Annotated in this window: 31 protein-coding genes; 6 read left to right on the top strand and 25 right to left on the bottom strand. The window is 45.2% G+C overall.

Annotated features, from left to right (window positions below):
• The first annotated feature begins 67 nt into the window (after positions 1-67).
• Positions 68-1,324 (top strand): MFS transporter, encoded by a 1,257-nt coding sequence (locus tag LA360_RS08420; protein ID WP_112481645.1) that lies wholly within the window; start codon positions 68-70, stop codon positions 1,322-1,324.
• A complete protein-coding gene (locus LA360_RS31105; RefSeq protein ID WP_334294058.1) occupies positions 1,321-1,407 on the top strand; it encodes an ATP-binding cassette domain-containing protein in 87 nt (28 codons plus the stop codon). Before LA360_RS08420 ends, LA360_RS31105 begins: the two co-directional genes overlap by 4 nt.
• 339 nt (positions 1,408-1,746) lie before the next feature.
• On the opposite strand, the gene LA360_RS08410 is transcribed toward LA360_RS31105, so the two are convergent.
• The gene (locus LA360_RS08410) at positions 1,747-2,106 is read right to left on the bottom strand and encodes a helix-turn-helix domain-containing protein (protein ID WP_112481646.1); all 360 of its coding nucleotides are present in this window, start codon (positions 2,104-2,106) and stop codon (positions 1,747-1,749) included.
• Positions 2,107-2,668: 562 nt separating this feature from the next.
• Between LA360_RS08410 and LA360_RS08405 the strand changes: the two genes are divergently transcribed.
• Together LA360_RS08405 and LA360_RS08400 are read left to right on the top strand one after the other, a co-directional pair.
• Positions 2,669-3,079: a sigma-70 family RNA polymerase sigma factor gene (locus LA360_RS08405; RefSeq protein WP_112481648.1), complete on the top strand. Its 411-nt coding sequence runs from the start codon at positions 2,669-2,671 to the stop codon at positions 3,077-3,079.
• A complete protein-coding gene (locus LA360_RS08400; protein WP_112481649.1) occupies positions 3,076-3,258 on the top strand; it encodes a helix-turn-helix domain-containing protein in 183 nt (60 codons plus the stop codon). Before LA360_RS08405 ends, LA360_RS08400 begins: the two co-directional genes overlap by 4 nt.
• 152 nt (positions 3,259-3,410) lie before the next feature.
• Here LA360_RS08400 and LA360_RS08395 read toward each other — a convergent pair whose 3' ends face one another.
• From LA360_RS08395 to LA360_RS08335, 13 genes are all read right to left on the bottom strand, one after another.
• Positions 3,411-4,091, bottom strand: a complete 681-nt coding sequence (locus LA360_RS08395; protein ID WP_174713909.1) for a hypothetical protein — start codon at positions 4,089-4,091, stop codon at positions 3,411-3,413.
• Complete coding sequence (locus LA360_RS08390) at positions 4,088-4,468, bottom strand: DUF4313 domain-containing protein (RefSeq protein WP_112481650.1); 381 nt, start codon at positions 4,466-4,468, stop codon at positions 4,088-4,090. The genes LA360_RS08395 and LA360_RS08390 overlap by 4 nt, the downstream gene beginning before the upstream one ends.
• Before the next feature lie 21 nt (positions 4,469-4,489).
• Positions 4,490-5,020, bottom strand: coding sequence for a decarboxylase (locus tag LA360_RS08385; protein WP_112481651.1), 531 nt, complete (start codon positions 5,018-5,020; stop codon positions 4,490-4,492).
• Positions 5,021-5,141: 121 nt separating this feature from the next.
• Positions 5,142-7,025, bottom strand: a complete 1,884-nt coding sequence (locus LA360_RS08380; protein ID WP_225537452.1) for an SNF2-related protein — start codon at positions 7,023-7,025, stop codon at positions 5,142-5,144.
• Between the two features lie 85 nt (positions 7,026-7,110).
• Positions 7,111-8,199: an N-6 DNA methylase gene (locus LA360_RS08375; protein WP_225537450.1), complete on the bottom strand. Its 1,089-nt coding sequence runs from the start codon at positions 8,197-8,199 to the stop codon at positions 7,111-7,113.
• Positions 8,200-8,213: 14 nt separating this feature from the next.
• On the bottom strand, positions 8,214-9,110 hold the full coding sequence (locus LA360_RS08370) for a hypothetical protein (protein WP_112481652.1): 897 nt from the start codon (positions 9,108-9,110) through the stop codon (positions 8,214-8,216).
• A 98-nt stretch (positions 9,111-9,208) separates the two neighbouring features.
• Positions 9,209-9,463: a hypothetical protein gene (locus LA360_RS08365; protein WP_112481653.1), complete on the bottom strand. Its 255-nt coding sequence runs from the start codon at positions 9,461-9,463 to the stop codon at positions 9,209-9,211.
• Positions 9,464-9,513: 50 nt separating this feature from the next.
• Entirely contained in the window at positions 9,514-10,053 is a 540-nt protein-coding gene (locus tag LA360_RS08360) for a sigma-70 RNA polymerase sigma factor region 4 domain-containing protein (protein WP_112481654.1), read from the bottom strand.
• A gap of 101 nt (positions 10,054-10,154) precedes the next feature.
• The gene (locus tag LA360_RS08355) at positions 10,155-10,994 is read right to left on the bottom strand and encodes a hypothetical protein (protein ID WP_112481655.1); all 840 of its coding nucleotides are present in this window, start codon (positions 10,992-10,994) and stop codon (positions 10,155-10,157) included.
• A gap of 43 nt (positions 10,995-11,037) precedes the next feature.
• Entirely contained in the window at positions 11,038-12,108 is a 1,071-nt protein-coding gene (locus LA360_RS08350; protein ID WP_112481656.1) for a DUF932 domain-containing protein, read from the bottom strand.
• A 32-nt stretch (positions 12,109-12,140) separates the two neighbouring features.
• Entirely contained in the window at positions 12,141-12,953 is an 813-nt protein-coding gene (locus tag LA360_RS08345; RefSeq protein WP_112481657.1) for a hypothetical protein, read from the bottom strand.
• A gap of 141 nt (positions 12,954-13,094) precedes the next feature.
• Complete coding sequence (locus LA360_RS08340) at positions 13,095-13,508, bottom strand: single-stranded DNA-binding protein (protein ID WP_112481658.1); 414 nt, start codon at positions 13,506-13,508, stop codon at positions 13,095-13,097.
• Between the two features lie 388 nt (positions 13,509-13,896).
• Positions 13,897-14,079, bottom strand: a complete 183-nt coding sequence (locus LA360_RS08335; RefSeq protein WP_112481659.1) for a hypothetical protein — start codon at positions 14,077-14,079, stop codon at positions 13,897-13,899.
• A 137-nt stretch (positions 14,080-14,216) separates the two neighbouring features.
• Between LA360_RS08335 and LA360_RS08330 the strand changes: the two genes are divergently transcribed.
• On the top strand, positions 14,217-14,711 hold the full coding sequence (locus LA360_RS08330; protein WP_112481404.1) for a helix-turn-helix domain-containing protein: 495 nt from the start codon (positions 14,217-14,219) through the stop codon (positions 14,709-14,711).
• Complete coding sequence (locus LA360_RS08325) at positions 14,681-15,466, top strand: transposase (RefSeq protein WP_112481403.1); 786 nt, start codon at positions 14,681-14,683, stop codon at positions 15,464-15,466. The genes LA360_RS08330 and LA360_RS08325 overlap by 31 nt, the downstream gene beginning before the upstream one ends.
• On the opposite strand, the gene LA360_RS08320 is transcribed toward LA360_RS08325, so the two are convergent.
• The 11 genes from LA360_RS08320 to cpaB all read right to left on the bottom strand — a co-directional run bounded on the left by LA360_RS08320 (position 15,463) and on the right by cpaB (position 23,092).
• Entirely contained in the window at positions 15,463-15,963 is a 501-nt protein-coding gene (locus LA360_RS08320; protein ID WP_112481660.1) for a hypothetical protein, read from the bottom strand. The genes LA360_RS08325 and LA360_RS08320 overlap by 4 nt on opposite strands.
• A 49-nt stretch (positions 15,964-16,012) precedes the next feature.
• Positions 16,013-16,591 carry a sigma-70 family RNA polymerase sigma factor gene (locus LA360_RS08315; protein WP_112481661.1) on the bottom strand — a complete coding sequence of 193 codons (579 nt, stop codon included), beginning with the start codon at positions 16,589-16,591 and terminating at the stop codon, positions 16,013-16,015.
• Between the two features lie 16 nt (positions 16,592-16,607).
• Positions 16,608-17,024, bottom strand: coding sequence for a zinc-finger-containing protein (locus tag LA360_RS08310; protein ID WP_112481662.1), 417 nt, complete (start codon positions 17,022-17,024; stop codon positions 16,608-16,610).
• Positions 17,025-17,080: 56 nt separating this feature from the next.
• On the bottom strand, positions 17,081-17,431 hold the full coding sequence (locus LA360_RS08305) for a hypothetical protein (protein WP_112481663.1): 351 nt from the start codon (positions 17,429-17,431) through the stop codon (positions 17,081-17,083).
• A gap of 183 nt (positions 17,432-17,614) precedes the next feature.
• Entirely contained in the window at positions 17,615-17,836 is a 222-nt protein-coding gene (locus LA360_RS08300; RefSeq protein ID WP_112481664.1) for a DUF6133 family protein, read from the bottom strand.
• Positions 17,837-17,886: 50 nt separating this feature from the next.
• Positions 17,887-18,036: a hypothetical protein gene (locus LA360_RS08295; RefSeq protein WP_160116319.1), complete on the bottom strand. Its 150-nt coding sequence runs from the start codon at positions 18,034-18,036 to the stop codon at positions 17,887-17,889.
• Between the two features lie 153 nt (positions 18,037-18,189).
• Positions 18,190-19,068 carry a hypothetical protein gene (locus LA360_RS08290; protein WP_112481665.1) on the bottom strand — a complete coding sequence of 293 codons (879 nt, stop codon included), beginning with the start codon at positions 19,066-19,068 and terminating at the stop codon, positions 18,190-18,192.
• Positions 19,065-19,997 (bottom strand): type II secretion system F family protein, encoded by a 933-nt coding sequence (locus LA360_RS08285; protein ID WP_112481666.1) that lies wholly within the window; start codon positions 19,995-19,997, stop codon positions 19,065-19,067. The genes LA360_RS08290 and LA360_RS08285 overlap by 4 nt, the downstream gene beginning before the upstream one ends.
• On the bottom strand, positions 19,998-21,368 hold the full coding sequence (locus tag LA360_RS08280; protein ID WP_112481667.1) for a CpaF/VirB11 family protein: 1,371 nt from the start codon (positions 21,366-21,368) through the stop codon (positions 19,998-20,000).
• A complete protein-coding gene (locus LA360_RS08275) occupies positions 21,361-22,257 on the bottom strand; it encodes a CpaE/TadZ family protein (RefSeq protein WP_330411160.1) in 897 nt (298 codons plus the stop codon). Before LA360_RS08275 ends, LA360_RS08280 begins: the two co-directional genes overlap by 8 nt.
• Positions 22,202-23,092 (bottom strand): Flp pilus assembly protein CpaB, encoded by an 891-nt coding sequence (gene cpaB / locus LA360_RS08270; RefSeq protein WP_112481668.1) that lies wholly within the window; start codon positions 23,090-23,092, stop codon positions 22,202-22,204. Before cpaB ends, LA360_RS08275 begins: the two co-directional genes overlap by 56 nt.
• Positions 23,093-23,106 lie beyond the last annotated feature (14 nt).

Here is a 23,106-nt window from a genome sequence, read left to right as displayed (position 1 = left end):
AAAAACCCCCTATTGACTTGGGGGTTCCCACCTGCCTTACTCTGTATGGAGAAAGGAGGTGGCTGTAATGGATCATAGAAAAACATGCTACGGCAGAGACTTTACGCTGGTTGTTGTGGGGCAGATTATCTCCCTTTTTGGTAATGCAATCCTGCGTTTTGCTCTGCCACTTTATTTATTGAAAGAAACGGGGTCATCTGCCCTGTTTGGTACAGTGACGGCTTGTGCGTTGCTGCCGATGATTCTGCTGTCGCTTTTGGGAGGTGTGCTGGCTGACCGGGTGAATAAACGCAATATTATGGTTGGGCTGGATTTTTTGACTGCCTTTATAATCACAGTATTTTATTTTCTCGTTGGCACGGTTCCGGTGATTCTGCTGTTTATTGTCACACTCATGTTGCTGTATGGCATTTCCGGTACATACCAGCCTGCCGTCCAGGCCAGCATACCGGCGCTTGTGCCAAAGGACCGGATATTGTCTGCAGGTGCTATCGTAAACCAGATTGGTTTCCTGGCGAATTTTACTGGGCCGATAATTGGAGGCATGCTGTATGGCTTTTGGGGGATTGGGAGTATCCTCCGGGTCAGTATTCTGTGCTTTATTCTGTCTGCTACAATGGAAATTTTTATTGTAATCCCTTTCTGCAAACAGCCGGAAGAAAAAAAGATACTCTGTGTTGTAAGAGAGGATATGAGAGAAAGCATACGGTTTTTGAGGAAGAAAAAGCCTGTATTCATCCGTATTTGTTTTGTCATAGCAGGGTTGAACCTTTTTTTATCATCCATGATAACGATTGGCATCCCAGTCATAATCGTGGAAAGACTTTCTATGGCAGACCAGCTGCTGGGCGTTACGCAGGGACTGCTGGCGGTAGGAGGGATGATCGGTGGGCTGTTTACCGTGCTTTTTGCAAAAAAACTCAGACCTGGAAAAGCCTGGTTGTTTCTTCTGTTGTGTGTGTTTTCCGCCTGCGTGATGGGAGTGGGGATGCTGCTTGCAGAACAATTCCGGTTTTTAAAGTATCTGATTCTTTCCGGGACAGGACTATTGGTAATGGTCTTTTCTACGATGTTCAGTATACAGATGCTGGCGGTTGTGCAGACACAGACGCCGGCGCGGCTGACAGGCAAAGTGATCGCCTGCATCATGGCGTTTATCATGTGTGCCCAGCCAGTCGGACAGCTGCTTTATGGGCTGCTATTTGAAGAGATTTCCAGGGAAATGCCTTTCATTATGATTGGAACAGGCGTTGTTTCCTTTTTTATTGCACTGTATGCAAGAAATATTCTGAAAGAATTAGAAGGGGATGAAGACCATGAATGAGGCAGCGGCTGGCGATTGCGAGAGCCATCAGCCATTCACCAAAACTTTTGGTACTGGATGAGCCCATTAAAGGAAAACTATAAATCAATTTGACCTCTTCTTTGAATCGGTCAACGAGGATATAATCTTATTAAGCTATAGTAGGCGATTGTAAAATTGTCATGAGAATAAATCTATAACAAAGCCTGAGAATGGATTTGGGAAAGGAGTAAAATATATACAAAGCGAAAGCTGATATAATCCGATATACAATGCGGCACATAATAGAACTGTAAAATGCCATATGTGACTATCCTATATAATCTTCTGTTTGTGGAACTGACTGTGACAATTATGATCGGAGCAGAAAAGAAAAGCCAGCGGTACAGATAGACCATCTGTACTGCGGGCTTTTTTTCTGCTTTTTAGCATATGAAATTCATTTAAAGTTCATTTGTTGATTCTGTGTTTCGGTCTGCCATTACCAGGGCAGAGGCAGTGGCCAACAGTACAGACAGTCCTTTCTCATCACATTGGGAAAGGAGCCGCAAAAGCTCATGGTATGTAGAGCCTGTTTTATGACTGTCGGAAAAGATACAGTCATCTGCGGAGATATTTAGTGTCCTGCAGATATGGTAAAAACCTTCAATACTGGGGGAACAGCGGCAGCGCTCCAAATCTTTCTGGAAGGAAAGGGAATGGCCAAGGAGTTCTGCGCATGTAGCCTGTGTCAGACGTTTTTTTGCCCTTGCTGCTTTTAGTGCATTTTTAAAAATCTGGGCATCCTTGATTGATAGAGACATTGTCGTCACCTCCTTGTTAGTAGTGTAATAGCATACCTTTTAAAAGTAAAAATGGTATAGACATCACTATATAGTAGCGTATAAAACTACCAAGCATCCATATTTCTGGTGAATAAAAAAAACATGGTTCATCAGAGATCTATTTGGGTGCTTTTTTGTGACCATGGGAAAGGTGCATGGTCCTATTGAAAAACAGGTATAAACCAGATGCCGGCGAAAGAATTTCGTTAAAAAAATCATATCTTCTTATGGGGATAATTATACCTATAATAGTAGTGTAGTACGCTACTTTTTAAAGATAAATGTAAAAATGAGAAAAAAGGATGATTATTTTGGTCATGCACCGGATAATAATCCTTTTTCTGCTGTATGGAAAAAGACAATACGGGAGGCGTTTCTTACTGCTATCCGTGGACCACCTTTCGCATCTTGAACAATTCAAGGTGTAAAAGGGAGGATTAAAAAGATAGCAGAAAAAGTATATTTTGAACATCCCCGCTGCCGATCTCCTACGATTTCGGATTTTTGTAGCCAAAAGTCTGGAATTATAGGAGGAAAAGCCATGTGGCAAAAGAACAACGGAAAAAGTGAAACAGATATTATACAGAATCAGTTTACAGCATATCTGACAACTGCAGTGAAACGCCGTAAAAATGATTATATACAGCAGATAGACAAACGCCAGCAGATAGAAAGCCTGACTGAAGATTTTCTATTTATGCCGGAATGTGGCATAGAGCGGGACATGCTTTTTGGACTTCCTGTTCTCATGCAGTTGGAAGACAGTGCGCTTCTCCGGGCACTAAAGGGACTTAGTGAGCGGGAACGGTACATATTTCTTGAAAGGGCATTAGACGGGAAAAGCTTTGAAATGCTTGCGGAGGAAACGGGACTGGCTTATAAAGGCGTAGCAGCTGTTTACTACCGTGCGATACAGAAGATTAAAAAGAAAATACGAGGTGATGAAAAATGAATTTTAAGGAATTACTGTTGCAGGCGAAGGAGGGAAAGGAACCAGCAGCCGTGGCTTTACTGGAAATGTATAAGCCACTTTTGGTAAAGAACGCTATCGTAAACAGCAGGTTTGATGAAGATCTTTATCAGGAACTTTGTATTATACTGCTGAAATGTATTGCCCAGTTTAGGATGTAACGTATCAGATAAGAAAATCTCTATATAACAGCAAAGAAAGCGTCAGGCGGTATATGCCAGACGCTTTTCTCTTATGCATCCTATTTGCGGCGCACAATGAAAAACAGTATAGCCAATAAGCCACACCGTTTTTCAGATACTTCTATCATGAACTAAGATAACTCTTTCTGATAATAATGTACATAGAGGTTATAATTCTTTGGCTGTGTGAGCATCCGGAGCCAGATATAAAGGTGTGTTGTTTCTGAAAAGAGATTAAATTCGGAATCGCCCACCGGCGCTGCAATTATACACAGTTTCTGCATCGTTCCCAGTGTTTTAAACTCTGGCATACAAAAGAGGGCGTTCTGAAACTGGTCAATCTCTTTGCTCAGGTTCTCAGGTATCGGCTCCTGCCGACAGTGAAACCAGGTGGTCCACCATCTGTAGCCGTCATAATCAGATCGCGAATAGGCAATCTCACAGTCCGGCCTTCCGCTTTTACTTTTATCTGGAGCAACTGTGCTTGGAAAAATATCTAAAAAGGAGCAGACCGTAGTAAGAGGCAGGCTTCCACTTTTCGGTAATTCTTCTACTCGTTTGCTGGTCACACCATACCAGCTCTCAAAGGGCATGACTATTTTTGCATAATCACGCATAGCTTCATCCGCTCCGCATTGCTGGCAAATATAAATTTTGGCGTGGCGACATAAAGAGTTGACCATTAACTGCTCATCCAAAGGGTTTCCACAGCGTAAGCAGATTGGTTTCTGACCAATACCGTCAGAAAACCATTTTTTATCCTTTTTCCAGAGTCTTTCTAACATACTTTTAGGGTACAATTCGATTTTCATTCTCCATACCTCGCTTTCCAGTTATGCAGGTAAGAAGAATATCCATCCGGGTCAATTTCCTGAAGGATGTCCGAACGGAAATGGTATTCCGGATATTTGCAGAAACCGCTGCATCCATAAGTGCCGGTAGGCACTGCCAGGCCATGTCGGACAATCCATGCAAGAATTTCGTTCCCATTGTTATTGGTATCAATAAATGCACAGTTTTGGGGCCGAATGGAATCCAGATTGACTGTCAGAATATTCCATGGTTCCGGTGTTCCATCTTCCCAGGAGGTCATCGTAATGGCAAGGTTGCCTTCCAGGTACGAAGTGACATTTAATTGAATTTTATGTATGATTCCGTATTTTTCCAAATCAAAAATTTTCTTATTCATTTTGCTTTCCTTTCTGTAATCTTAAGCTGCTTTTGGTTTATCCAGTGCCGGAAGAAGGACTGCTTTATTATCAAGGTCCATGGGAGTCCATGTGTCATTCCTCCAGATACATCCGGTTGCTTCATTATAAAATTTAGGTGCTTTGGGCGGATTCTCAAAACATGCCTCATCCAGATACAGACGGATATGCCTGTCGTAGAAAGGCAGGAGCGCCTGATGAATCTGTTCTTTTAAATCAAAGGCCAGTCTGTCAATTTCCGTTATATCCTGCCTTTTAAAAGCAGCAGCAGAGATTTGCTTCAGGATACCAGACTGATCAATAGTTGACTGAATCAGCGGCTGGGCTTCCTGCATAAAGTCTGCACGGATACGAATATTTTCCAGTGTGACTTGTTTCACATAGGCCGTGGCCGCGGCGCTTATATTGTGCCGTAGCTCATCATAGGGCCTTTTGTATTTGGTCTTCAGCTCTTCGACAGATACTACTTCCAGATTCTTTTTCAAAAGTTCAAGATATCCTTCCAAAGTTTTTCGTAATACAGTGCTTTCCATATAAAATCCTCCAATCATATTAGATAAAATTCATTTCAAAAATTCTCTTTCCAGGGTGAACCGTCATTCTCTGCAGGAGTTGCTGACCGGATTGTTCTCAAAACTCACTCGTTGTTTCCTTTTATGCAATTTGTTGTTCACCCCAGTGGATATGGAGGATTCCGTTCTCATCCTTCTCTTGACGCATCAGGAGAGACAGCAGATCGTAGTCCACATTAAATCGGTCATAAATTTCATCCAGATCCACATCCTGACCTTTCATAAACAAGTTCAGCTTTTCTTTTGCCAGAACCATCTGCATCAGATTGGATTCAATACTGCCTGCATAAGTGAGAAAATAGATATCCTTTTGTTCCGTGGAGGTATACCGGATGAACCGGAAATAAAACTGGCTCATACCGGAGTTGTTGTAGTGTAATTCAGGGATAATGATTTTATTGACATATTCAAAATTGACACTGGATGGCAGGCTCTGCTGGGTACATAAGAGTATTCCGTTTCCGCTGTCTTTCAACGTCTGCCGAAGTGCCCGCCTTTTAGCAAAGCTGGTATTCGCACCTGTCACTACGAACAAAGGGCGGTCTGGCAGGTATTCCTGCAGTGCCCGTTCATAAGACTCCAGCACTGCATTATGGCGTACTCCGATAGCCACGATCTCATTTTTCCATGCAGCTGCCATTTCCACAGCGGTCATGACTTTTACGGGGGTATCTCCGGTATATTCTTGTACGGTGTCTGGTGCAGCGCCAATACGCAGTAGAAGAATGATCTGCTGTACCAGGCGCATCATGGAATCTTTTCTTGAATTACCAGTGGAAGCGAAATAATTGTTCCGCATCTGGTGGAATTCGTGGATTGCCTTTTGATAGACCTCTTTTTCTTCGGGAGGAAACCGCAGCAGTACCTGATGGATCTGTTTGATGTCCTTACAGGACACCTCCTCAAAGGTTCTCGTGATTACAGTCTTCCCCAGAATGCTGTTAAGGGTGTCTGCATTATAAATATCCTGAGTGCGCTTTTCCATACCGAATACCGTTATCTTTTCCGGAAGGTGGGAAGCGGCAAACAGAGCATATCCTTTTTTATAGGCAGGGATTGGCTTGCCTAAATAGGGATTAAGGTCCCAGTCAGGATCTCCGTCTGAAGCGTTGTCTTTGCTGTGATGATAAACATACTGATTCCAGGAGATCATGTTGACGGAATTGTTGTAGAGCAGTTCCAGTTGTGGTGCAAATTCCGAAATGTTATTCCTGGTGCTGGTTCCTGTGGTAAGCAGTTTCATCCGACATCGGCGGAAACAGGAAAGTACCGCCTGACACCGGGCACTTCCGGGATTGGAGATCTCATCGCTTTCGTCCAGTATGAGCTGGATATTCTGGTTTAATCGTTTGACATATTTTTTTAGATGTTTTTTATAAGAACTTACTTTGTTCAATGTAATAAGGACAAAATATCCGGGCTGTATGCGTTCCAGATCGGCAAGCCGCCGGATTAGGATACAGGGCAAGTCATAGTTTGCCAGCACCACATTCCAGTTATTCCGGATGGAGATAGCCGAAGATACTACCCAGGTGCTGTGTATATTTTGATTCTGCATCCGGTACAATCCCGTTGCAATGCCGGCCAGTGTTTTGCCGCTTCCTTGTTCCCATTGCAGGAGCGCATACCGCTTCTGGAGGGTGAGATTGATGTCATGTCTCTGGATCTCATTCAGCCGGATCTGTTCCATGAGGGAGGAATCCCACAGAGAAAAGTCTTCCAGCCAGCCTGCAATCCCCGGATCTTCGTCCATCTCTTCAAAAGCCTGATTCTGCCTTTCGTATTCCGCCCGTTTTCGGCAAAGCAGTTTTTCATAGCCAGGATAATCCTTCAGGGCATTTTTATAAACTGCCTGATAGATCGGTACAGGTATACGCTGGTTCTCCTTGATCAGTCGGCGAGAGGCTGTACTGTAACCTTTATAGACGAAATCACCTTCCCGCTTGATAAGGCAGATTTTATCCACTTCTGGTACAGGGTTTTGTTTTTTCAGAGCTTTCTGCAGGTAAGAGAGTACCTTTTTTTCCGTAAGCTGTGTTTTACACCATTGCTCATAGCTCATACCTCATACCTTCAGGCATGCGCTGGGTATAAAAGCGATGCAGATATTCACAGCATCTGGCATAGGATGGCCGGGTAACTGGATGCACCTTGATATGGTACAGAAGTTTTTGGGTTTGGTATTTAAAGTCACCGGATGTACTGCTTGATTTTGCCAGTTCCAAAAGGATTTTTGACTGGTTATTTTCCAGTGCTGATTTGGCAAATGCTACAATCTTTTTATGGATATACTGAGATTCCTCTTGAACATTAAAATCTCTTGCCAGGGTATGTTCGGCCTCTGTCCGATAGGGGTGAGACTTCCAGCCATTTGCAGCAGTTTTTTTCTGCCAAAATTGTAGCTTTGTGGGGAAACGGCTGACCCCCAGGTAGGAGAATGCATCCTCTGGAAGCAACACCTGTCCCAGAAAACTGTAATGCTTTTCCATTTCCCGGATTTGTCCACTGTCAGTAAATGTATCTGACAGATAGGATTTGGGAACAATCAGGGCAAGAATACCAAGGGGTTTTAAAACCTCTGCAGCCTTCAGGCAATAGTACATTTGTGAGGATAATTCCCTGCCATTTTGAGTCCACCACTTTAAATGGAAAGGGGGATTCCCAATCACATAGTCAAACCGTGTGTCCGGCTGACAAGTGCGGATATCCCTGCATTCAATGGTTGCAGCCGGATAGAGAAATTTTGCCACTTTAACAGCTCTTACATCCAGATCACAGCCATAGATATTCGTCTCTGCTGGTATAAAGTTAAAAAAGCTTCCCATACCACATGTAAGATCCGCCACCAGATCATACTCAGACAACTTCAGGCATGCGGTTACAAAGTTACATATACGGGGTGGGGTAAAGAACTGACCGTTTTCAATTTCTTTTTTCGCCTCGCTATAAGCATGATAATTTTCGTAGTCATCCCGTTCCAGACCATGCAGGCCGCCATCACCAGTATAGGCATTGTAGATATCCGCTGGGCTGATAGAGCAGGAATCAGAGCTGTCGTTGTCGATCAGATATAGAACTTTTTCGTTTAAGCTTTTTCGTTTATCTTGAGGAATGGGTTCCTCCTGATAAGAGTATTTCAATCATATTCCCTCCTTTAACATATGGTTTTCAGGTATTCTTCCACAAACTGCAGAGCATAAGTTTCGCTGGAAAATTTCAGATCCACCCGCCCATTCTTGAACATTTTCAAGGACTGTACTTTTTCACAATCTGAAAATTCACATTGACTCGAATTGAGCTCACGTATGAGAAGTCTGGAGAGGCTGGCTGGAGTGTAATCAAATCCGCCAGTTTCAAAATGAGAAATCCCACGTATGATATCCTTCATTTTGCTGGTTAGTTCCCAGGACTCGCTTCTGTGCCAGCTGTGAAAACGGCAGGCATAATTGGTAAACTGTAAAACACTTTTTTTCTGTTCAAATTTTGCCCGGCCATCGTCCGAATTCCAGGCAGCGTTATGGCAGTTTTCTTTGAGTTCATGGAGTGCCTGCTCAAAAAAGGCCCGACCACCGGTCTGAATAAATATCTGTTCCAGGACATCTGAATAACAGAGCGAGAGATTTTCCAGCTCCTGTGTATGCCTTTTAGCCAGTTCTTTATAATCATCCACCAATCTGTCCGTAGGTTTCTGAGGAATGAGGTTGCATTCCACTTTACTCTTATCAATAGAAAAATGATAAGTTGCAGCAAAGTACGAAACCAGATGGTCTATAAACATGGCATGCAGAGAGCGAATCTGTTCCCGAATCTTTCTACTGGAAAGCTCAAGCCCACCATATGTAGTAAGATAGGTATCAGCAGATGCTTCGGTTGGCGCCAGCAGTTCCCTGTGCTGACTTCGCATATCTTCCCAGAAGAATTCCAGCTCTGCTAAAGTGCTTTTGGCATGTTCATAAGCTGCCTGGTGAGCCTCGCAGAATATCCGGTCAGCTTGGGAAATACGGGTATCTGCTTTAACCTCAATGTTTTCAAATTTTTTAAGTAAATCCATAGCAATCTCCTTTAGAAAAGGCCGCAGTTTGAATAAACCACGGCCGGAATGTGAAGGCGGACAGCGAAGTGCTGCCGCCACAGTTACTTAAAGTCCATTTACGCACATGCGGCCAGACTCACAGGGAGCGGACTCATGACCGCCAGCGGAAAAGGGCTCATGGACAAATGGTAATGGGTATTCATAGTTTCAAAATGAATCTCTTCCATGGTCTGCCTATGCAGTGCCACAACACGGGAGGTACGGTAGAGATTTCCTTCGGCTGCAAAAACAGCAGGCTTTCCGATTGTAACAGGACAGATAAGCTGACCGCAAAGCATTACTTTCTTTTTTTCTTCTTTTTTCTTTCTCATTCTTTCTGACCTCCATTCTATTTTGGGATTGAAGTGTAGAGTTTACAGCATCACTCGCAGCATATTTCGATCAGTATATGGCGCACATTTTTCAAAATATTCTGGATGTGATGTAGAGTAGTATTTTGGTTACGGGCAATATCGTGGTCATCATAACCACAGGATTTTAGATATACAACATCCATCTGCTGCTTTGATAATCGTTTCGCCAGATCATGAAAAAAAAGCCGATCTTCCAATTGACGCATAAGCGGATCAGGAGCAGCGATTGTTTCCTCTAATGATAAATTGTTGGGATAAGGTCTTGAATGAAGACTGTATACGAAGGCATTGTGTTTTGGACTTCTTTGAGAACGATAGTAATTATATACTGCGCTGTTCATTGCTTTCCAGGCAATAGTAGTAAATGAGTAATTTTCTAATGCAGGTTCTGTTAAATATCGGCGAACAGAGCGGAGATAAGCAAAAATAATAACATCATAAAATTCATCTATAGATAACTGCCTTTTGTGAAGATATTTATAAACTAAATCATGGTGTTCAGCCGCAAATAAACGTTGCTCCATGGTTAAAGGTATTTCATTTTTCATTGTGATTTCCTCCTAAACGGGAAAAGGATTCCGCTGGCATAGAACCAGAAGAATCCCTTTTCAGACATTACATATGATATTTTATCATAACAGCTATATTATCAGGCAGGCAGAGCTTCACGCTCTCCGTCAAGAGGCCGGCCATAGGCAAATCTTCCACTTGCATCAACTGGAAGGACTTCTACATTGCCGTTACCATAATCACAGCCATCGTCATGCTGTGTTTCATTGACGGTTGCACGCTGCTGGAGCATCATACGAGCTTGTTCTTTAAAGCCATCTGCATAAGCGCGAATCTGCGCCAGCTCTTCACCACTGAAATCATGCAGGCGGCGGAAGGTTGCAACGCTGTAATCATCCTTTCCGTTGCTCATTTTCTTGAGACCAATCTGTACAACGCTGCCGTAAGCTGCACGGCGGCGAAGCATAAAGGACTGGTTCATAAATTCACGGAACGGCTTCAGGCTGGTAGGCGGCAAAGTTACCTGAAGAGGCATAAACTCGCCGCTGCGAAGCAGATAGAGTACACGCATGTTCTTGCAGGCTTTTCCGTTCCCTTCTGCAGCAGAGCCAAACTGATTCAAAGCACAGACGGCGCAGGAGCCTCCCGGTTCGCCGATTCCCAGCTTGCCATCTACAGAAGAGCACAGCGGGGTGGCATTATCATCATACTCACTGCCTTCCGGCCAGTAAGCATTATTGGGGTGATGAAAAAGGATAACTCCAACCAGGGTTTTCGCATAATCCGGATTTTCGGGGTCATCCGAGGGAATCTCAAACTGCAAGGCGCCGCCGGCCGGAATCTTGACCCGGGGGAAGCTGATCTGAAGGCCATCCATATCCTCAGCCAGTTCTTCCTGAGTGAATTCGGCTTCGGGCATAGCCGTCGGGAGCATAAATCTTTCCTGTTCTACCAAAGTGTTGTTTTGATTGTTATACATATTGTTTCCTCCTTAAGATTTGTAATAGTGTTGGGATGACTGATCAGGCGGCCATCTGGTTGATCCGGTTCCACTGCCGTGACGGCATGGAAAGGATATCATAACCAATGCTCTCCAGCTGTGTAGCACGGTCATAGTTTTCTACATCCTGGCTGTGACGGGTAACCGCATTGGAAAGCCCATACAGGGTCAGGTCTTTTCCTTCAATCAGATGCTGAAGGATTCCTTCTCCCTCATCATCCGTGATATGGAATTCCCGGCTGGCCAGCTTGACAATGCCAGGAACGTCCTTGGTGTTCATTTCTGCCTGTGTGGCATTCTGCATCAGGCCAACGACCTGGGAGAAACGTGCTTCTTCTACCGCAGCTTTTACGGTATCCTGAATTTTCAGGATAAAAGCTTTATCGTCTGCTGCCAGAGTTTTTTCCGAGTAAAGCTGAAAGCTTTCCTCCATATCATTAACCCGGCCCACATGATTTCGGCGGGTTTGTGCATCATTGACAATCATGCCATTACTACATACCAGGCGATACACAAGGGGCTGGATATTGACAGCACCCATACCGGTTTCACTGTTGGATATGATGACTCCGGCCTGTACAATGTCTCCGGGAACGACCTCTGCCTCCAGGCGGGTATTGACGATCTTCATATACATTCTGCTGTCTGTGATCTGACAGCTCTCAAAACGTGCGCCTTCCATACGTCCGATAATAGGCAGGACTGCCTGGGCTATCTCCATATTGTCGATCCGGCGGTAGCGATTGCTTAAGAATGCTCTTGCTGTGCCACCCATAGTACGCAGAAGACGTTTAGACGGGGCATGCTGGAACCAGGTATTGACATTGGCAGCAAGAAGCTCGGGTTTTTCCGCAAGCATCCGGTCATAGTAGGATGCGGGAATCTTTAAGTAGGTTCCCAGTTGCCGGTGAGCGATGGTATTAATCTGCATAGGTTCCACCGGTTCGGTTTTTCCGTCAAACATGTGGAGATAGACCTGAGAACCATAGGATTCCATCTGCAGGCTTCTGGTATCCACTAGATAATCTTCTTTTAATTTACTCTGCCGGGTGATCTCGGCGGCCATTTCTTCCAGAGAAAGACCTTCTTTCATTCTGTTTCACTCCTTTCTTATTGTTTGCGCATTTACCAGGAAACCTGGATGCCTTTTGCCGTAATCTCTGCCGCCAGTCCGTTGCGTTCCAAAACCTGTACCAGCCGTGACCAGTATGTTTTTTCCGGAAAGTTGATAAGATGCTCTTTTGAGACCTCCACAGCATCTTCTTCGATACAGACATCCCCGTCCTCATGAATCGTCAAATGGCTATGTCCGCGGGAATTTAAGTCGGTTACAAGAGTTTCCAGGACATTTCTTCCCTGAACTTCATACCAGATCTGGGGATCTACCGGCTGTCTGTTCGGCGGAACTGCATTCTCCGGTTCCGTTCCATTAACGGCCGAAAGAGGAACTATCTTGACCATGCTGCATTGGATATTGGCCTGCTGGTCCATCGTGACATCCGCATGATCAAAATCGGAGATACCAAAGACACGGATACGCCCGGTGCCTCCTGTCAGGATCAGCCTTTCTGGCTTCTTTTCACACCATTCCCACGTTATATCAGGATAAGCAGCCTGAAGATAAGCAGAAATACGGTGGTTGACATGGTGGAGCAGAAGAGTTTCTGCTTCTGCCTGGCCGACTGACAGCATTTCAAATGGAACCTCTTTAGCGATTCCCTCTGCCTGACGTTTCTTAATCAGCTGGCTGCGGAGTCTGCGCCGCTTGGTCTGCTGCATGTAGGGAAGCAGGAGAATTGTTACAACCCACAATCCCCAGAGAGTAAATACTCCGAGAAGGAGCCATGTCTGCCATGCGCCTCTTACCAGCGCCAGTATGGCGATGACAGCACCTATAAGGATGCTGATGCTGCTCCAGAGAGCTTTGTCACTTTTCATTGTTTAAACCATCCTTTCTTTGATTGTTATGAAATACACCCAGTATCTCTTGGTGTGATGCATAAAAAAAGAGGAACCATACCGGTTTTTCAGTATCATTCTGAAAACCAATATGGTTCCTCTTTGCAGCCGAAGTAAAGGCTACTCCGGCAGAGACTCACGCTCACCGTCCAGTATCTCCATAGAGGGAGAAGACGGGACATTTGCTGTCTCGGTGTCATTTGGAAAATCAGTGGATGTTCCTTTAGGAAGAGGACCTGGAAGAAATCCAAAATCAGAAAGATATACCTTCAGAATCTTTGTCTTATTCTTCCCATGACTGGAAGTACAGTCAACCAGCTGTAGCCTGCCGGTAATCCATAAACGGCTGCCTTTTTTAATCCTATGTTGTATGAGGCGTGATACTTCATCATCCCATGCCCATACCTGGTAATACTGGTACTGTCCCTTGCCTGCCTGCTCTGTAAAGCCAAAGCCGGCATAGGTGGAATCATTCTGGCTTTTTTTAGGAACCAGATCATTTTCCACACGTCCAAATGCAAAAATCTGTGCCATAACGCTCCTTTCTGCCACTGGCCTTAATATCTATAAAAAAGTGCCAGATGGTTCCGGCTCAAACGGGCACAGAAATACCACTGACACTGAAATACAAACTTAACAGCGTGTGCAATGCGATTGCTTATCGCTATACAGACATTTTTGTCTGCAATCCTGTAAGGATACGCACAAAAATCAATTACAAGGTAAGTATAACACTATATATTGTAGCTGTCAAGAATATAAACACTATATATAGAGTTTTGGAGTGGCATAATACAAAATATGGTGGTACATTAAATGCAGAAGCCATGAAGAAGGTTTCTTCTATAATAAAATAGGAGACCGAACACGGCTATTCTGCAGGAATCTATTCTTTTTTACATTTTTATCAGGCAGATCAGAATCATATCCTTTCAAAAATAATCTGCTGCCGCAGATACAGATTTGCAACGGCAAGAGTAACTGTCTGGCTGCTGGCTGCACTCTGCATGAGACAGCTAATATTATCGCTTGTGATATCCGGGTTATCATAAAGTCCGTCCAGAATGCTTTCTTCTGTGGGAAAAGAGTGGAGATTTTTTTCCATGCACCGGATTAGTTCTGCTGTAGAGAGCAGAGCCTGTTTGGCTAGTACAGCATTGCCAAAATAATAATGAATAGACGTTGCTTTTTTATTGTAGTCGGTGCATAATAATTCTATCACTAAAGAATGGATGTGTTATTATGCGAAGGAAAACAATTGATACTATCCCGGTTTTATCTGATGCCATGAAAAACATATTATCTGCTTTTTCAAAAAGCCGCTCCCTTCCGTCAGGACTGGTCAAAAGAGCCAGCATTGTCCTGCTTGCGTCACAGGGGGAACTCAACCAGAATATTGCACCACAGGTCGGGCTTCATTATAATAATGTTGCCACCTGGCGCAGTCGGTTCCTCGCGGCGCTCCCAGCCTTGCGGAGGATTGAAATGGACGACCCGAAAAAGCTTGAAGATGAGATACGGGCAGTCCTGTCCGATAAAAAACGCCCCGGTGCCCCGTCTGTTTTTACGCCGGACCAGATCATGCGGATCATCGACCTTGCCTGCAGCAACCCAAATGATTTTGGGTACGAAGTAAGCCAGTGGAGTCTCCCGCTGTTAGTGGCAGAAATTAAAAAGCAGGGGATCGCTGAACAGATTTCTGAGAAATCTGTCAGCCGTTTTTTAAAAATGAGGTAGATTTACATCCCCACAAAATCCGTTACTGGCTTCATTCTTCGGAAAAGACGGAAGCCCCGGAATCTTTTGCGCGGAAAGTAAACGAAATCTGCGGCCTGTACCAGAGTGCCCAGGAACAAAGCCGGGAAGGTGCACACATTGTTTCCACGGATGAAATGACCGGGGTACAAGCGCTGGAACATAAATATCCTGACAAGCTCCCATTACCCGGCCAGTGCGCCAAAATGGAGTTTGAGTATATCCGCCATGGCACGACCAGCCTCATCGGGTTCTTTGATGTTGCAACGGGCCGTATGGAAATGCCGTATTTAAACTCCACACGCACAGAAGAGGATTTTGTGGAAGCCGTGAAAGCATTGGTAGGGACAGACCCGCAAGCCCCATGGACATTTATATGCGATGGCCTAAACACCCATAAATCGGAAGCCCTTGTCCGCTTTGTGGCAGAAGCCTGTGCCCTTGGCGTGGAACTGGGCAAAAAAGGGAAAACAGGGATCCTTAAAAGTATGGAAAGCCGAGCGGATTTCCTGCATGACCCTTCCCACCGGATCCGCTTTGTCTATACTCCGAAACACAGTTCCTGGATGAACCAGATTGAGATATGGTTTGGCATCATTAACCGGAAGCTGCTGAAGCGGAAAAGCTACCTATCAATAGAAGAACTGGAAGCAAGCATCCTGCGCTTTATTGAACAATACAATCTTACAGCACACCCATTTAAGTGGACATATGCCGGGATACCATTAGTAATTTAATCACTGATATTTAAGCAATGCTGTACTAGTGCCATCACCTGTTTTTCGCTGTCTGTGCGCTTGTCTTTGAGAAAAAGCTTTTTTGCTGCTGAAAAAGGAACATGGTTGAGCAGCGTCAGCTTCAGGAAGGAAAAGGCACGCAGTACCATGGAACCATCTGTGGGGATAATGTACATAGAAGAGAGAAGATCATAAAGTGCATCGTATTCCGTTTCCCCCTTTCCACAGACCAGAAGCCCACGCATCAGAAGCCGTTCCACACAGTCTTCCCATGGACGGTTTACAATATCTTCAATAGTGGGTGTGATTTGGGCGTAGAGCGTTCCGATCTCTTCCAGGTGGGTAATCCGCCAGTTCAGGCATGTCCAGATAATCATTTCCTGGATATCGACCATATATTCCTTTCCGCCAAGGATGATGACTGGGCAGTAACGCTGACATCCATTTGTCCTGCGTTCAAAACGTCCGACTGCGGTATATAAAGTTTTTATAGACATAAGAAGTCCTCCTTCCTTCATACATGATAAGAGATATTTTTGATATTACTTATGAAAGTCCTGATAAAAATGTGGGGTCCTTTCTGAGCTTTTGGCTGGCACGGGAAATCCAGGCACCTATGTAAGTTGTGGGTACATGATAAAGCTCGGCAATTTCTTTTATGCTTAAACCCTCGAGTCTTAGCTTCATAGCCCCAATCCCAAGCCTTGCCACACCTTTGTATGTTTTTTCAACAGATGCAAGGAGATCCAGCGTTTCTATGATACTGACCTGAGCCTCAAAGCTGTTATTATCAGCCTTTACAGAAAAAGAATCATTAACAATCATTTCTCCGTCTGTACCTATGGATAAATGACTGCATGGATGTCGGCACATCTTGCGGCAATAGGTAAGAAGACCGTTGTATACGACTCTTTTGGAATAGGTAGAGAACATCGCACGGCCAGGATTATAGGTCCTGGCTGCATGGCACAACAAGAGACAGCCTTCCTGATATAAATCCTCATATTCAAATCCAAATATAGTTTCATTAACATGAATACTTTCTGTGATGACCCAGCCGACAATATATAGATGGGTTTCCACCAGCTTCTGTTGTTCTTTGGTCAATAGAACCGTTTGCTTCATATGTACTCACCTCTTTTCATGCAGCCAGGTTGCGGCTGGATTCTGCCGGTGAACGGCACAAGGAAATGACCCGATCACACATTTGCTCGGAAAACATGGCAATATGTGCCTGCCTTTCATCCAGGTTGAACTTTGTCTGAAGCCAGACATAGACAGCCCATTTATCCATATGGCGCTCTTTTTGCAGCTTTTGCAGAGCACGGTGAGCAAGGATGCGTTTATGGCGCAGTTCACCGTTCGCCATAGTTCCCATCGGTCTGCGATCCTTTTTGTGTGCGCTCACATACGCATCGCATGCAGGCCAGCGGGAACAAAGATACAGATAGCTTTTGTGGTCAATGGTTTCAGAACCATAAACTATGCTGGAGGGTCTGCAAACGGCGGGTGCCCCGCAGTAAGGACATTTCATACTGTGTTTTTTTATGTTTTTCATTAGTCACCTCCGTTAAAGTTATTTTTTATATAGGATATTTTTGTGATCATCCGCTTTTAAAGGCAGGCATTGCCATCAGATAGCTGATAAAGTTCCAAAAGAGGGCAGTCTGCAGGAGAAACCGTATGCCACTCAATATAGAGACCATAAATAGCTTCAAAAGATTGTTTGCTAAGTACAGCCCGACATTCTTCCGACTCGATAGATTCTCCGGATGACTGTTGTAAAATTTTTACTGGCATCAGAATCGGAGTGCCATCTGCATCAATGGTCAGTAGGAATCCCTTGCAAGTGGGGAACTGATTATGAGGGCAAACATCATAGTCACATTTGATAAACAGGGCATTGTGCCAGTTCCCACGTACTGCCTTTAAAAAGGGATACATTTTACATTTTTTGCTTTTCACTTGTTTTCATCTCCTCTTACGCTCATTTCCTCATCATTGAATGACAAATAAATTGAATTTTTTTCTTAAATTTTTCTAAAATACGGTATGTCTCTTGAAATAAATTCCCTACAAATAGAAAAAAGGAGAACCAGACGCAAATTTCTGCAATCTGGTTCCCCTGATTTTTTAAATTGCCGGATATCAGCCAAACAGTCCCTCAATCTCCCGTGTAATTCTGGGGATGACCGTATCATTGAAGATAAGAGTCAGGGCGGCCAGCAGCAGCGCACCCAGTACAACGGCAATGATGATCTTTACTGCATCGGAGATATAGAAATCCCCACGCTGGTTGCAGATTGCCATCCGGGCACGGTTAATGACACGATCTGTTTTGTTGCGGATGCAAGTTGTAATTTTTTTCATGGAAAACCTCCTTAAATTGATGTACGATTTTAGTTATATGCGACATCCGTTTAGGGACGCCGGATTGGTCTTGTGCGGCTGCTTTTTTGGGTCTGCGGTCTGTCCGGGTAGGGTACAGGGCGCTCATGGAGCAGCCGGTGAAAGCGCTTCTTTTCTGTTTCTGCCAGTAAAGGCGGGGTATATTTTTCACGTTTTTTCATGGAAACTCCTGTCTGTATCCGCTTTTTAGCAATGGCGGAACAAAAGTCTGCTGATAAATACAGTCTGCTAAGGGAAGCCGCTGTGGTACAAGTTACCGCCTCCTTTTTCCTTATGGTCACTTTGTAAAAGCCTTATAAAAGGCGATTCCACTTTTATCCAAAGAAGGCTCCAAGGGAACTTAAGACTTCTGTACACAGGACTACCAGATAAATAATCATGATACATATGAGCATCATCATGGAGTACCGCTGAATCTTTTTGGGTCGTTTGGCTGCCTCTTTTTTTAAATTGTTTTGCTCGATCTGCCTCATATCGAAACAGATCATTTTAAAATACATCCTCTGGTCATCCCCTCGAAGGACACCTACCAGACCGCGTACCACATCCGAGAGCATAGGACTTCCGATACGGGTTTCAAAACGGATAAGGGCATTTTCGTAATTTCCGGTCTTCATATCTGCTATGGTTTGATCCAGTTCAGCACCAAAATCCCGGCCAGCCACTCTGCGGTAGGAAGTCAGTATTTTCAGTACATCCCGGTCGTTTTCCAGATTCTGCCCAATGGTCAGGGCAAAGCGCGGAATTTCCGTTTCAATGAGCTTACGCCGCTTTTTTACAAAATCAAATGCCGCATAATAGGTAGAAAACCATAATGCTACGGCCGTTCCGATCAGGACCGGCACAAAAAGCGGCATCAGGAACGCTAGAGGAATGGCACTAAACCCAACGGATCCAGCGGTTATCCATGCTCTGGCTGTGTAAACCTCCGGAGTCAGCTCCAGTCCGGCAATGTTGAGTGCTGCCTGCAGTTTGTTCCTCTTTAACTTGTCCAGCCGCAGGTAAGGGGCAAACAGTCTGGCGACTTTCGTGATATACACATCCAGAAGCTGTTCTTTTTTCGTGCCCTGCTGTTTCCGGGCCAGCATCATCATTTTTGATGTTTTGCTGGTAGGAATATCTGCGAAGGCTGTGGACAGATTGTAGACAGCGAACCCAAAAAGGATGATGGCAATCAGTGCTAACAGTGTCATGTGCCGTCACCTCCGTACTCAATAGGCTTGCTGAGCTTCATAATCTGTGTCAGTGCAAACAGGATAATGGCTGCACAGATCGCCAGAGCAATCTTGCCTGGTGTGGTATAGATCAGAGTATGAAACCAGTCCTTGTTGAGGAAATACAACAGGGGGACATTGGCAATGACCAGAAACATCATGGTAATGGCTTCCCGCCTGGGTCCCTGCATCATGGCTTCCAGTTCCGACTGCACCACACGAACATCGGAAAATTTCTGCACAATGGTCGGCAGCGTATTTTTCATGGAACGGTCCGACTGGCATTGGATCAGGATATTGGCCCATTCGTGAAAGACCCGGTTGGGAATTTTCATTTTCAGGGAGTTGATAGCGCTGGTCATATTGGCATTGATCAGCTCGCTTTCGTATACAAATGCCTCAAAGTTCGCCTTGATGGGCTCATTGATATAAGACAGGTTCTCTCTTACGGAGCGGAGCAGATCCTCTGTTCGCAGATAGGAAGTGGTGATGATGGAGATCGCTGTTTCCAGTTCCTCATTCAGGTGCTTTTTGTAGCTGGACGCCGCGCTGCGGAGATACCACATGGGCAGGAGAGAGAAGCCGATGCCCAGGATAGGAACCAGATATACATTGTTGATCAGCAGTGCCAGGACTGCGCCTACTGCGAAAAGGATAAGCGTCAGCTGTGTGACTGCTTCATAGCGGTCAGCTTTTCCGGTATCCTTTAAGATCTGCTTGATCTCATAGTCCTGATTGAAAAATCCTCCGGTAGGAGTTCCCATCAGTACATTTAGTTCATCCGAAAGCGTAGCGGTATGTCTTTTGGAATTAAAAATCACATCTGTAAAGTCTTTTAGGCGCACCTGGAACAGAGCCAGAAGCCCTGCGCTGATCAGGATAAAACAGATAAGATAGATCCACTGCAACTAACCTTCCTCCTTTCCCAGAAATTCCTGCAATTCCTTGTAGGATATGCCGTTATCCAGCAGCCGTTTTTTCAGCGTCCCGGATATGGTATCCATCTTTCGGTGGTGGCCGACTACTTTGGCAGCCCCCCTGTCGTCAATTACATTGTCAATCACTTCATATTTGTACAGAGAACGGTATAAAAGTTTTCCGTCCAGATAGTCTTCTCCCTCGATAATCTCCATGATTTTCCGGGATCGGTCCTCCAGCTGTTTGGTGAACACGACAACCGGATATGCCTCTACCATGATCTGCATCAGGATGGAATCATCCATGTTGTATTTCCGCTTGGCAAGTGTCATCATCCTGCGGTAGGTACTTTCACAGGAATTGGAATGGATAGTCGTGCAGACCGTATGACCGGTACGGGAGCTTTCTGCTGCCGACAAGCTTTCCGCTGCTGACCGCATTTCTCCTACACCGATCACATCCGGATGCTTTCGTAGTACCCGTTCCAGAAGGAAATCCTGATTGATGTTCATGGAGGGATTCTCATGGGGTCTGGTAAGGAGATGTACCACGGAGTTGAGGATGTTTCCCTCTTCATCCCGTTTCACCAGGTCAAATTCCCGGCTGCCCTCTTCTATGGTGATAAGACGGCGGTTGTCCGGCACATTGGATAAGAGCCAGGCCATAATGGTCGTCTTTCCGGAGCCGGTAGAGCCGGCAATACATACAGATACCCCATAGCGGATACAGGCAGTCAGGAAATGGAGCATTTCCTTGGTGGCGCTGCCGGAGTCCAGCAGCTTCTGTTCGGACACGGTATTCTGATTGACAATACGGATGGAGGCATTTATTCCCACCTCCGCATCTACAATGGGCGTTTTATCCACAGAGATACGAATATTTTTGTCGAGAAAACCGATTACGGAGGGCATGGTATCATCAATGACCATGCCGCAGGCGTTCAGCATACGCCGCACGACATCAATGGCATGCTGAGGGGAAGAAAACTTATCAGGAATCTTGATGCTGCGTCCGCTGTTCATAATGACTTCAATATCGTTATAGGCATTGATGTTTACTTCCTCCACGCCAGGCTGGTAGATCCATTTTTTAAGGAAGGAATAACCAGCCATGTCCTCATAAAGTTTGGCGCATAATTCCTCTGTGGTGAGTCCTGCGATAGCATATTTGCGCTTTACCAGATATTGCACCATCAGTTCTTTCAGGACGCTGACTGCGCGGTTTGAGTCTGTTTCTCCGACACCTGCAATCGTAGAGGCATGATTTTCTGAAAAATAGCGCTGTACGTCCTCCAGTACCTGGTCATAAGTCAGGGTGCCGTTTTCAACTGGAGCAAAAAAGATGTCGTTTAAATTATTCATCCTCATTCTCCTCCCCGAATTCATATTCCTCATATCCGTCTTCATAGCTTTCCTCTTCCTGCTGTTCGGCAAGCTCCATTTCTTCCAGGACATCCAGAATCCTATTCAGAGAGGCAGTATACTTGGAGTTGCAGTATTTGATAGCCTGGAACATACCGCCTTCCGTAGCGCAGCGGTCGATCTCCTTCCCATAGGGCAGCAGGCCGTCAAACCCGCCGATGATATAGCCCATTTCGTCAAAAGCATGAAAAGGACGGGCCATGCCGGCAAAGGTCATATGCTCATGGTAATGGAAACGTCCGTCTACTAACAGAGCCTGATGCGCCTTCAGGTAGTTGATTCCTTTTAAATCCGGCGTCAGGATACGGAGTACCAGATCTCCGGATTCGATAGAGGCAGGCGTGAATACATTGGTCATGGCAGAACTGCAGTCCAGGATAACAAAATCCACCAGCCTTTTTGCAGAAGATATCAGCTGCAGAACCATGTTATAATCAGTTTCCGGGTAGCTTAAGGGATTTTCGCCTGCGCTGTAGCCCATGAGACCGATATAAGGATAATTTTTCAGTACTGTTACATGGCTGGCCACCAGAGAAGTATCAATCTCTACACTGCTTAAAACCTGCCCGATAGAAACATTCGTGGTAGTGATCTGTTCCGGAATCCATACCGGGAGCATGGGGGTACCCGGTTCTCCGCTTATAATGATGGCTTTACGTTTATCACGGGTCAGTGCTTTGGCAAGAATGCAGCAGAACATGGATTTGCCGCTTCCAGGGCTTCCCCAGACAGTGATTACTTTGGACATGGAAATCATTCCTCCTTTCCGGTCGTTATCCGGCCTTATTTCCTTCTGTGTCTTTTCCGCTTTCAGGGTTATCTTTCCCATCTTCCACAGCCCCCTCAAATTTTGTTTCTTCTGTGGATGCAGACTCGTCCTCAGATTTTTCTGCACCGTCAGATTCCTGTTCACCGAATTCGCTTTCTGTTTCTTCCTCTTCCGGTTCCGGGAAATAGATCTCCTGCAGGAACAGTTCCTGTGCTGCAAGAAGTTCCTCCGCCAGTTTGTCGTTGTTGCGGGAGATCAGGGCCACATGGGCAACGCCGTCATTTTCCAGGGAAGTGATGACCCGTGCCTGCTCCGGACTTGCCAGGACGGTAATGGTTGCTGACTGCTGTTTTTCTTCATCCTCCACAGGGTCTTTCGTATTGTCCACATTAACGCCTTTGGCATCCGTGACAGACAGCACCTTGACAAAACGCAGTTCCGGAACCTCCTCTGCCACATCAAGGAAATGGTAGACACGGATGATATCGTTTGGCTGCAGCTTATCAGATAGGCCGGAGGCCAGCGTTTTTACGGTCAGGGAGATCGCAACCTTTCCGGAAGGGATGCTGTTCAGCGCTACATCTGAGGATATTGGGGTGGCGCTGGTCTTGGAGGTCAGAATATAATCTCCTTGGGAAAGATCTGCTGTAGCATAGAGTCCTTTGACATCTGCAAGAGAGTGGGCAATGTTCGGAGGCAGGTTATAACTTCCGACTTCCACGATTTCCGTGTTGCCCGCTGTGATCTGTTCGCCTTTAAGTATAGGTTTGGAGATACGGACAATTTCCGTCTTGCCGTTGGTCTGTTTTGCAATGGTGGGCAGGGCGACAAAAGCAATTACGGCCGCCAGAAGGATGCTGAGCAGGCCGAAAATAAAGCGGTTGTTTAATTTCATGATTTTTATTCACT

It is taken from the genome of Enterocloster clostridioformis, from assembly GCF_020297485.1.
In the GTDB taxonomy this organism is placed as follows: domain Bacteria; phylum Bacillota; class Clostridia; order Lachnospirales; family Lachnospiraceae; genus Enterocloster; species Enterocloster clostridioformis.
This window is presented reverse-complemented; position numbering and strand designations above follow the sequence as displayed.

Coding starts and splice junctions, on each gene's coding strand:
- LA360_RS08420 (WP_112481645.1), top strand. CDS start 68: ATGGATCATAGAAAAACATGCTACGGCAGAGACTTTACGCTGGTTGTT.
- LA360_RS31105 (WP_334294058.1), top strand. CDS start 1,321: ATGAGGCAGCGGCTGGCGATTGCGAGAGCCATCAGCCATTCACCAAAA.
- LA360_RS08410 (WP_112481646.1), bottom strand. CDS start 2,106: ATGTCTCTATCAATCAAGGATGCCCAGATTTTTAAAAATGCACTAAAA.
- LA360_RS08405 (WP_112481648.1), top strand. CDS start 2,669: ATGTGGCAAAAGAACAACGGAAAAAGTGAAACAGATATTATACAGAAT.
- LA360_RS08400 (WP_112481649.1), top strand. CDS start 3,076: ATGAATTTTAAGGAATTACTGTTGCAGGCGAAGGAGGGAAAGGAACCA.
- LA360_RS08395 (WP_174713909.1), bottom strand. CDS start 4,091: ATGAAAATCGAATTGTACCCTAAAAGTATGTTAGAAAGACTCTGGAAA.
- LA360_RS08390 (WP_112481650.1), bottom strand. CDS start 4,468: ATGAATAAGAAAATTTTTGATTTGGAAAAATACGGAATCATACATAAA.
- LA360_RS08385 (WP_112481651.1), bottom strand. CDS start 5,020: ATGGAAAGCACTGTATTACGAAAAACTTTGGAAGGATATCTTGAACTT.
- LA360_RS08370 (WP_112481652.1), bottom strand. CDS start 9,110: ATGGATTTACTTAAAAAATTTGAAAACATTGAGGTTAAAGCAGATACC.
- LA360_RS08365 (WP_112481653.1), bottom strand. CDS start 9,463: ATGAGAAAGAAAAAAGAAGAAAAAAAGAAAGTAATGCTTTGCGGTCAG.
- LA360_RS08360 (WP_112481654.1), bottom strand. CDS start 10,053: ATGAAAAATGAAATACCTTTAACCATGGAGCAACGTTTATTTGCGGCT.
- LA360_RS08355 (WP_112481655.1), bottom strand. CDS start 10,994: ATGTATAACAATCAAAACAACACTTTGGTAGAACAGGAAAGATTTATG.
- LA360_RS08350 (WP_112481656.1), bottom strand. CDS start 12,108: ATGAAAGAAGGTCTTTCTCTGGAAGAAATGGCCGCCGAGATCACCCGG.
- LA360_RS08345 (WP_112481657.1), bottom strand. CDS start 12,953: ATGAAAAGTGACAAAGCTCTCTGGAGCAGCATCAGCATCCTTATAGGT.
- LA360_RS08340 (WP_112481658.1), bottom strand. CDS start 13,508: ATGGCACAGATTTTTGCATTTGGACGTGTGGAAAATGATCTGGTTCCT.
- LA360_RS08335 (WP_112481659.1), bottom strand. CDS start 14,079: ATGGAAAAAAATCTCCACTCTTTTCCCACAGAAGAAAGCATTCTGGAC.
- LA360_RS08330 (WP_112481404.1), top strand. CDS start 14,217: ATGCGAAGGAAAACAATTGATACTATCCCGGTTTTATCTGATGCCATG.
- LA360_RS08320 (WP_112481660.1), bottom strand. CDS start 15,963: ATGTCTATAAAAACTTTATATACCGCAGTCGGACGTTTTGAACGCAGG.
- LA360_RS08315 (WP_112481661.1), bottom strand. CDS start 16,591: ATGAAGCAAACGGTTCTATTGACCAAAGAACAACAGAAGCTGGTGGAA.
- LA360_RS08310 (WP_112481662.1), bottom strand. CDS start 17,024: ATGAAAAACATAAAAAAACACAGTATGAAATGTCCTTACTGCGGGGCA.
- LA360_RS08300 (WP_112481664.1), bottom strand. CDS start 17,836: ATGAAAAAAATTACAACTTGCATCCGCAACAAAACAGATCGTGTCATT.
- LA360_RS08295 (WP_160116319.1), bottom strand. CDS start 18,036: ATGAAAAAACGTGAAAAATATACCCCGCCTTTACTGGCAGAAACAGAA.
- LA360_RS08290 (WP_112481665.1), bottom strand. CDS start 19,068: ATGACACTGTTAGCACTGATTGCCATCATCCTTTTTGGGTTCGCTGTC.
- LA360_RS08280 (WP_112481667.1), bottom strand. CDS start 21,368: ATGAATAATTTAAACGACATCTTTTTTGCTCCAGTTGAAAACGGCACC.
- LA360_RS08275 (WP_330411160.1), bottom strand. CDS start 22,257: ATGGGAAAGATAACCCTGAAAGCGGAAAAGACACAGAAGGAAATAAGG.
- cpaB (WP_112481668.1), bottom strand. CDS start 23,092: ATGAAATTAAACAACCGCTTTATTTTCGGCCTGCTCAGCATCCTTCTG.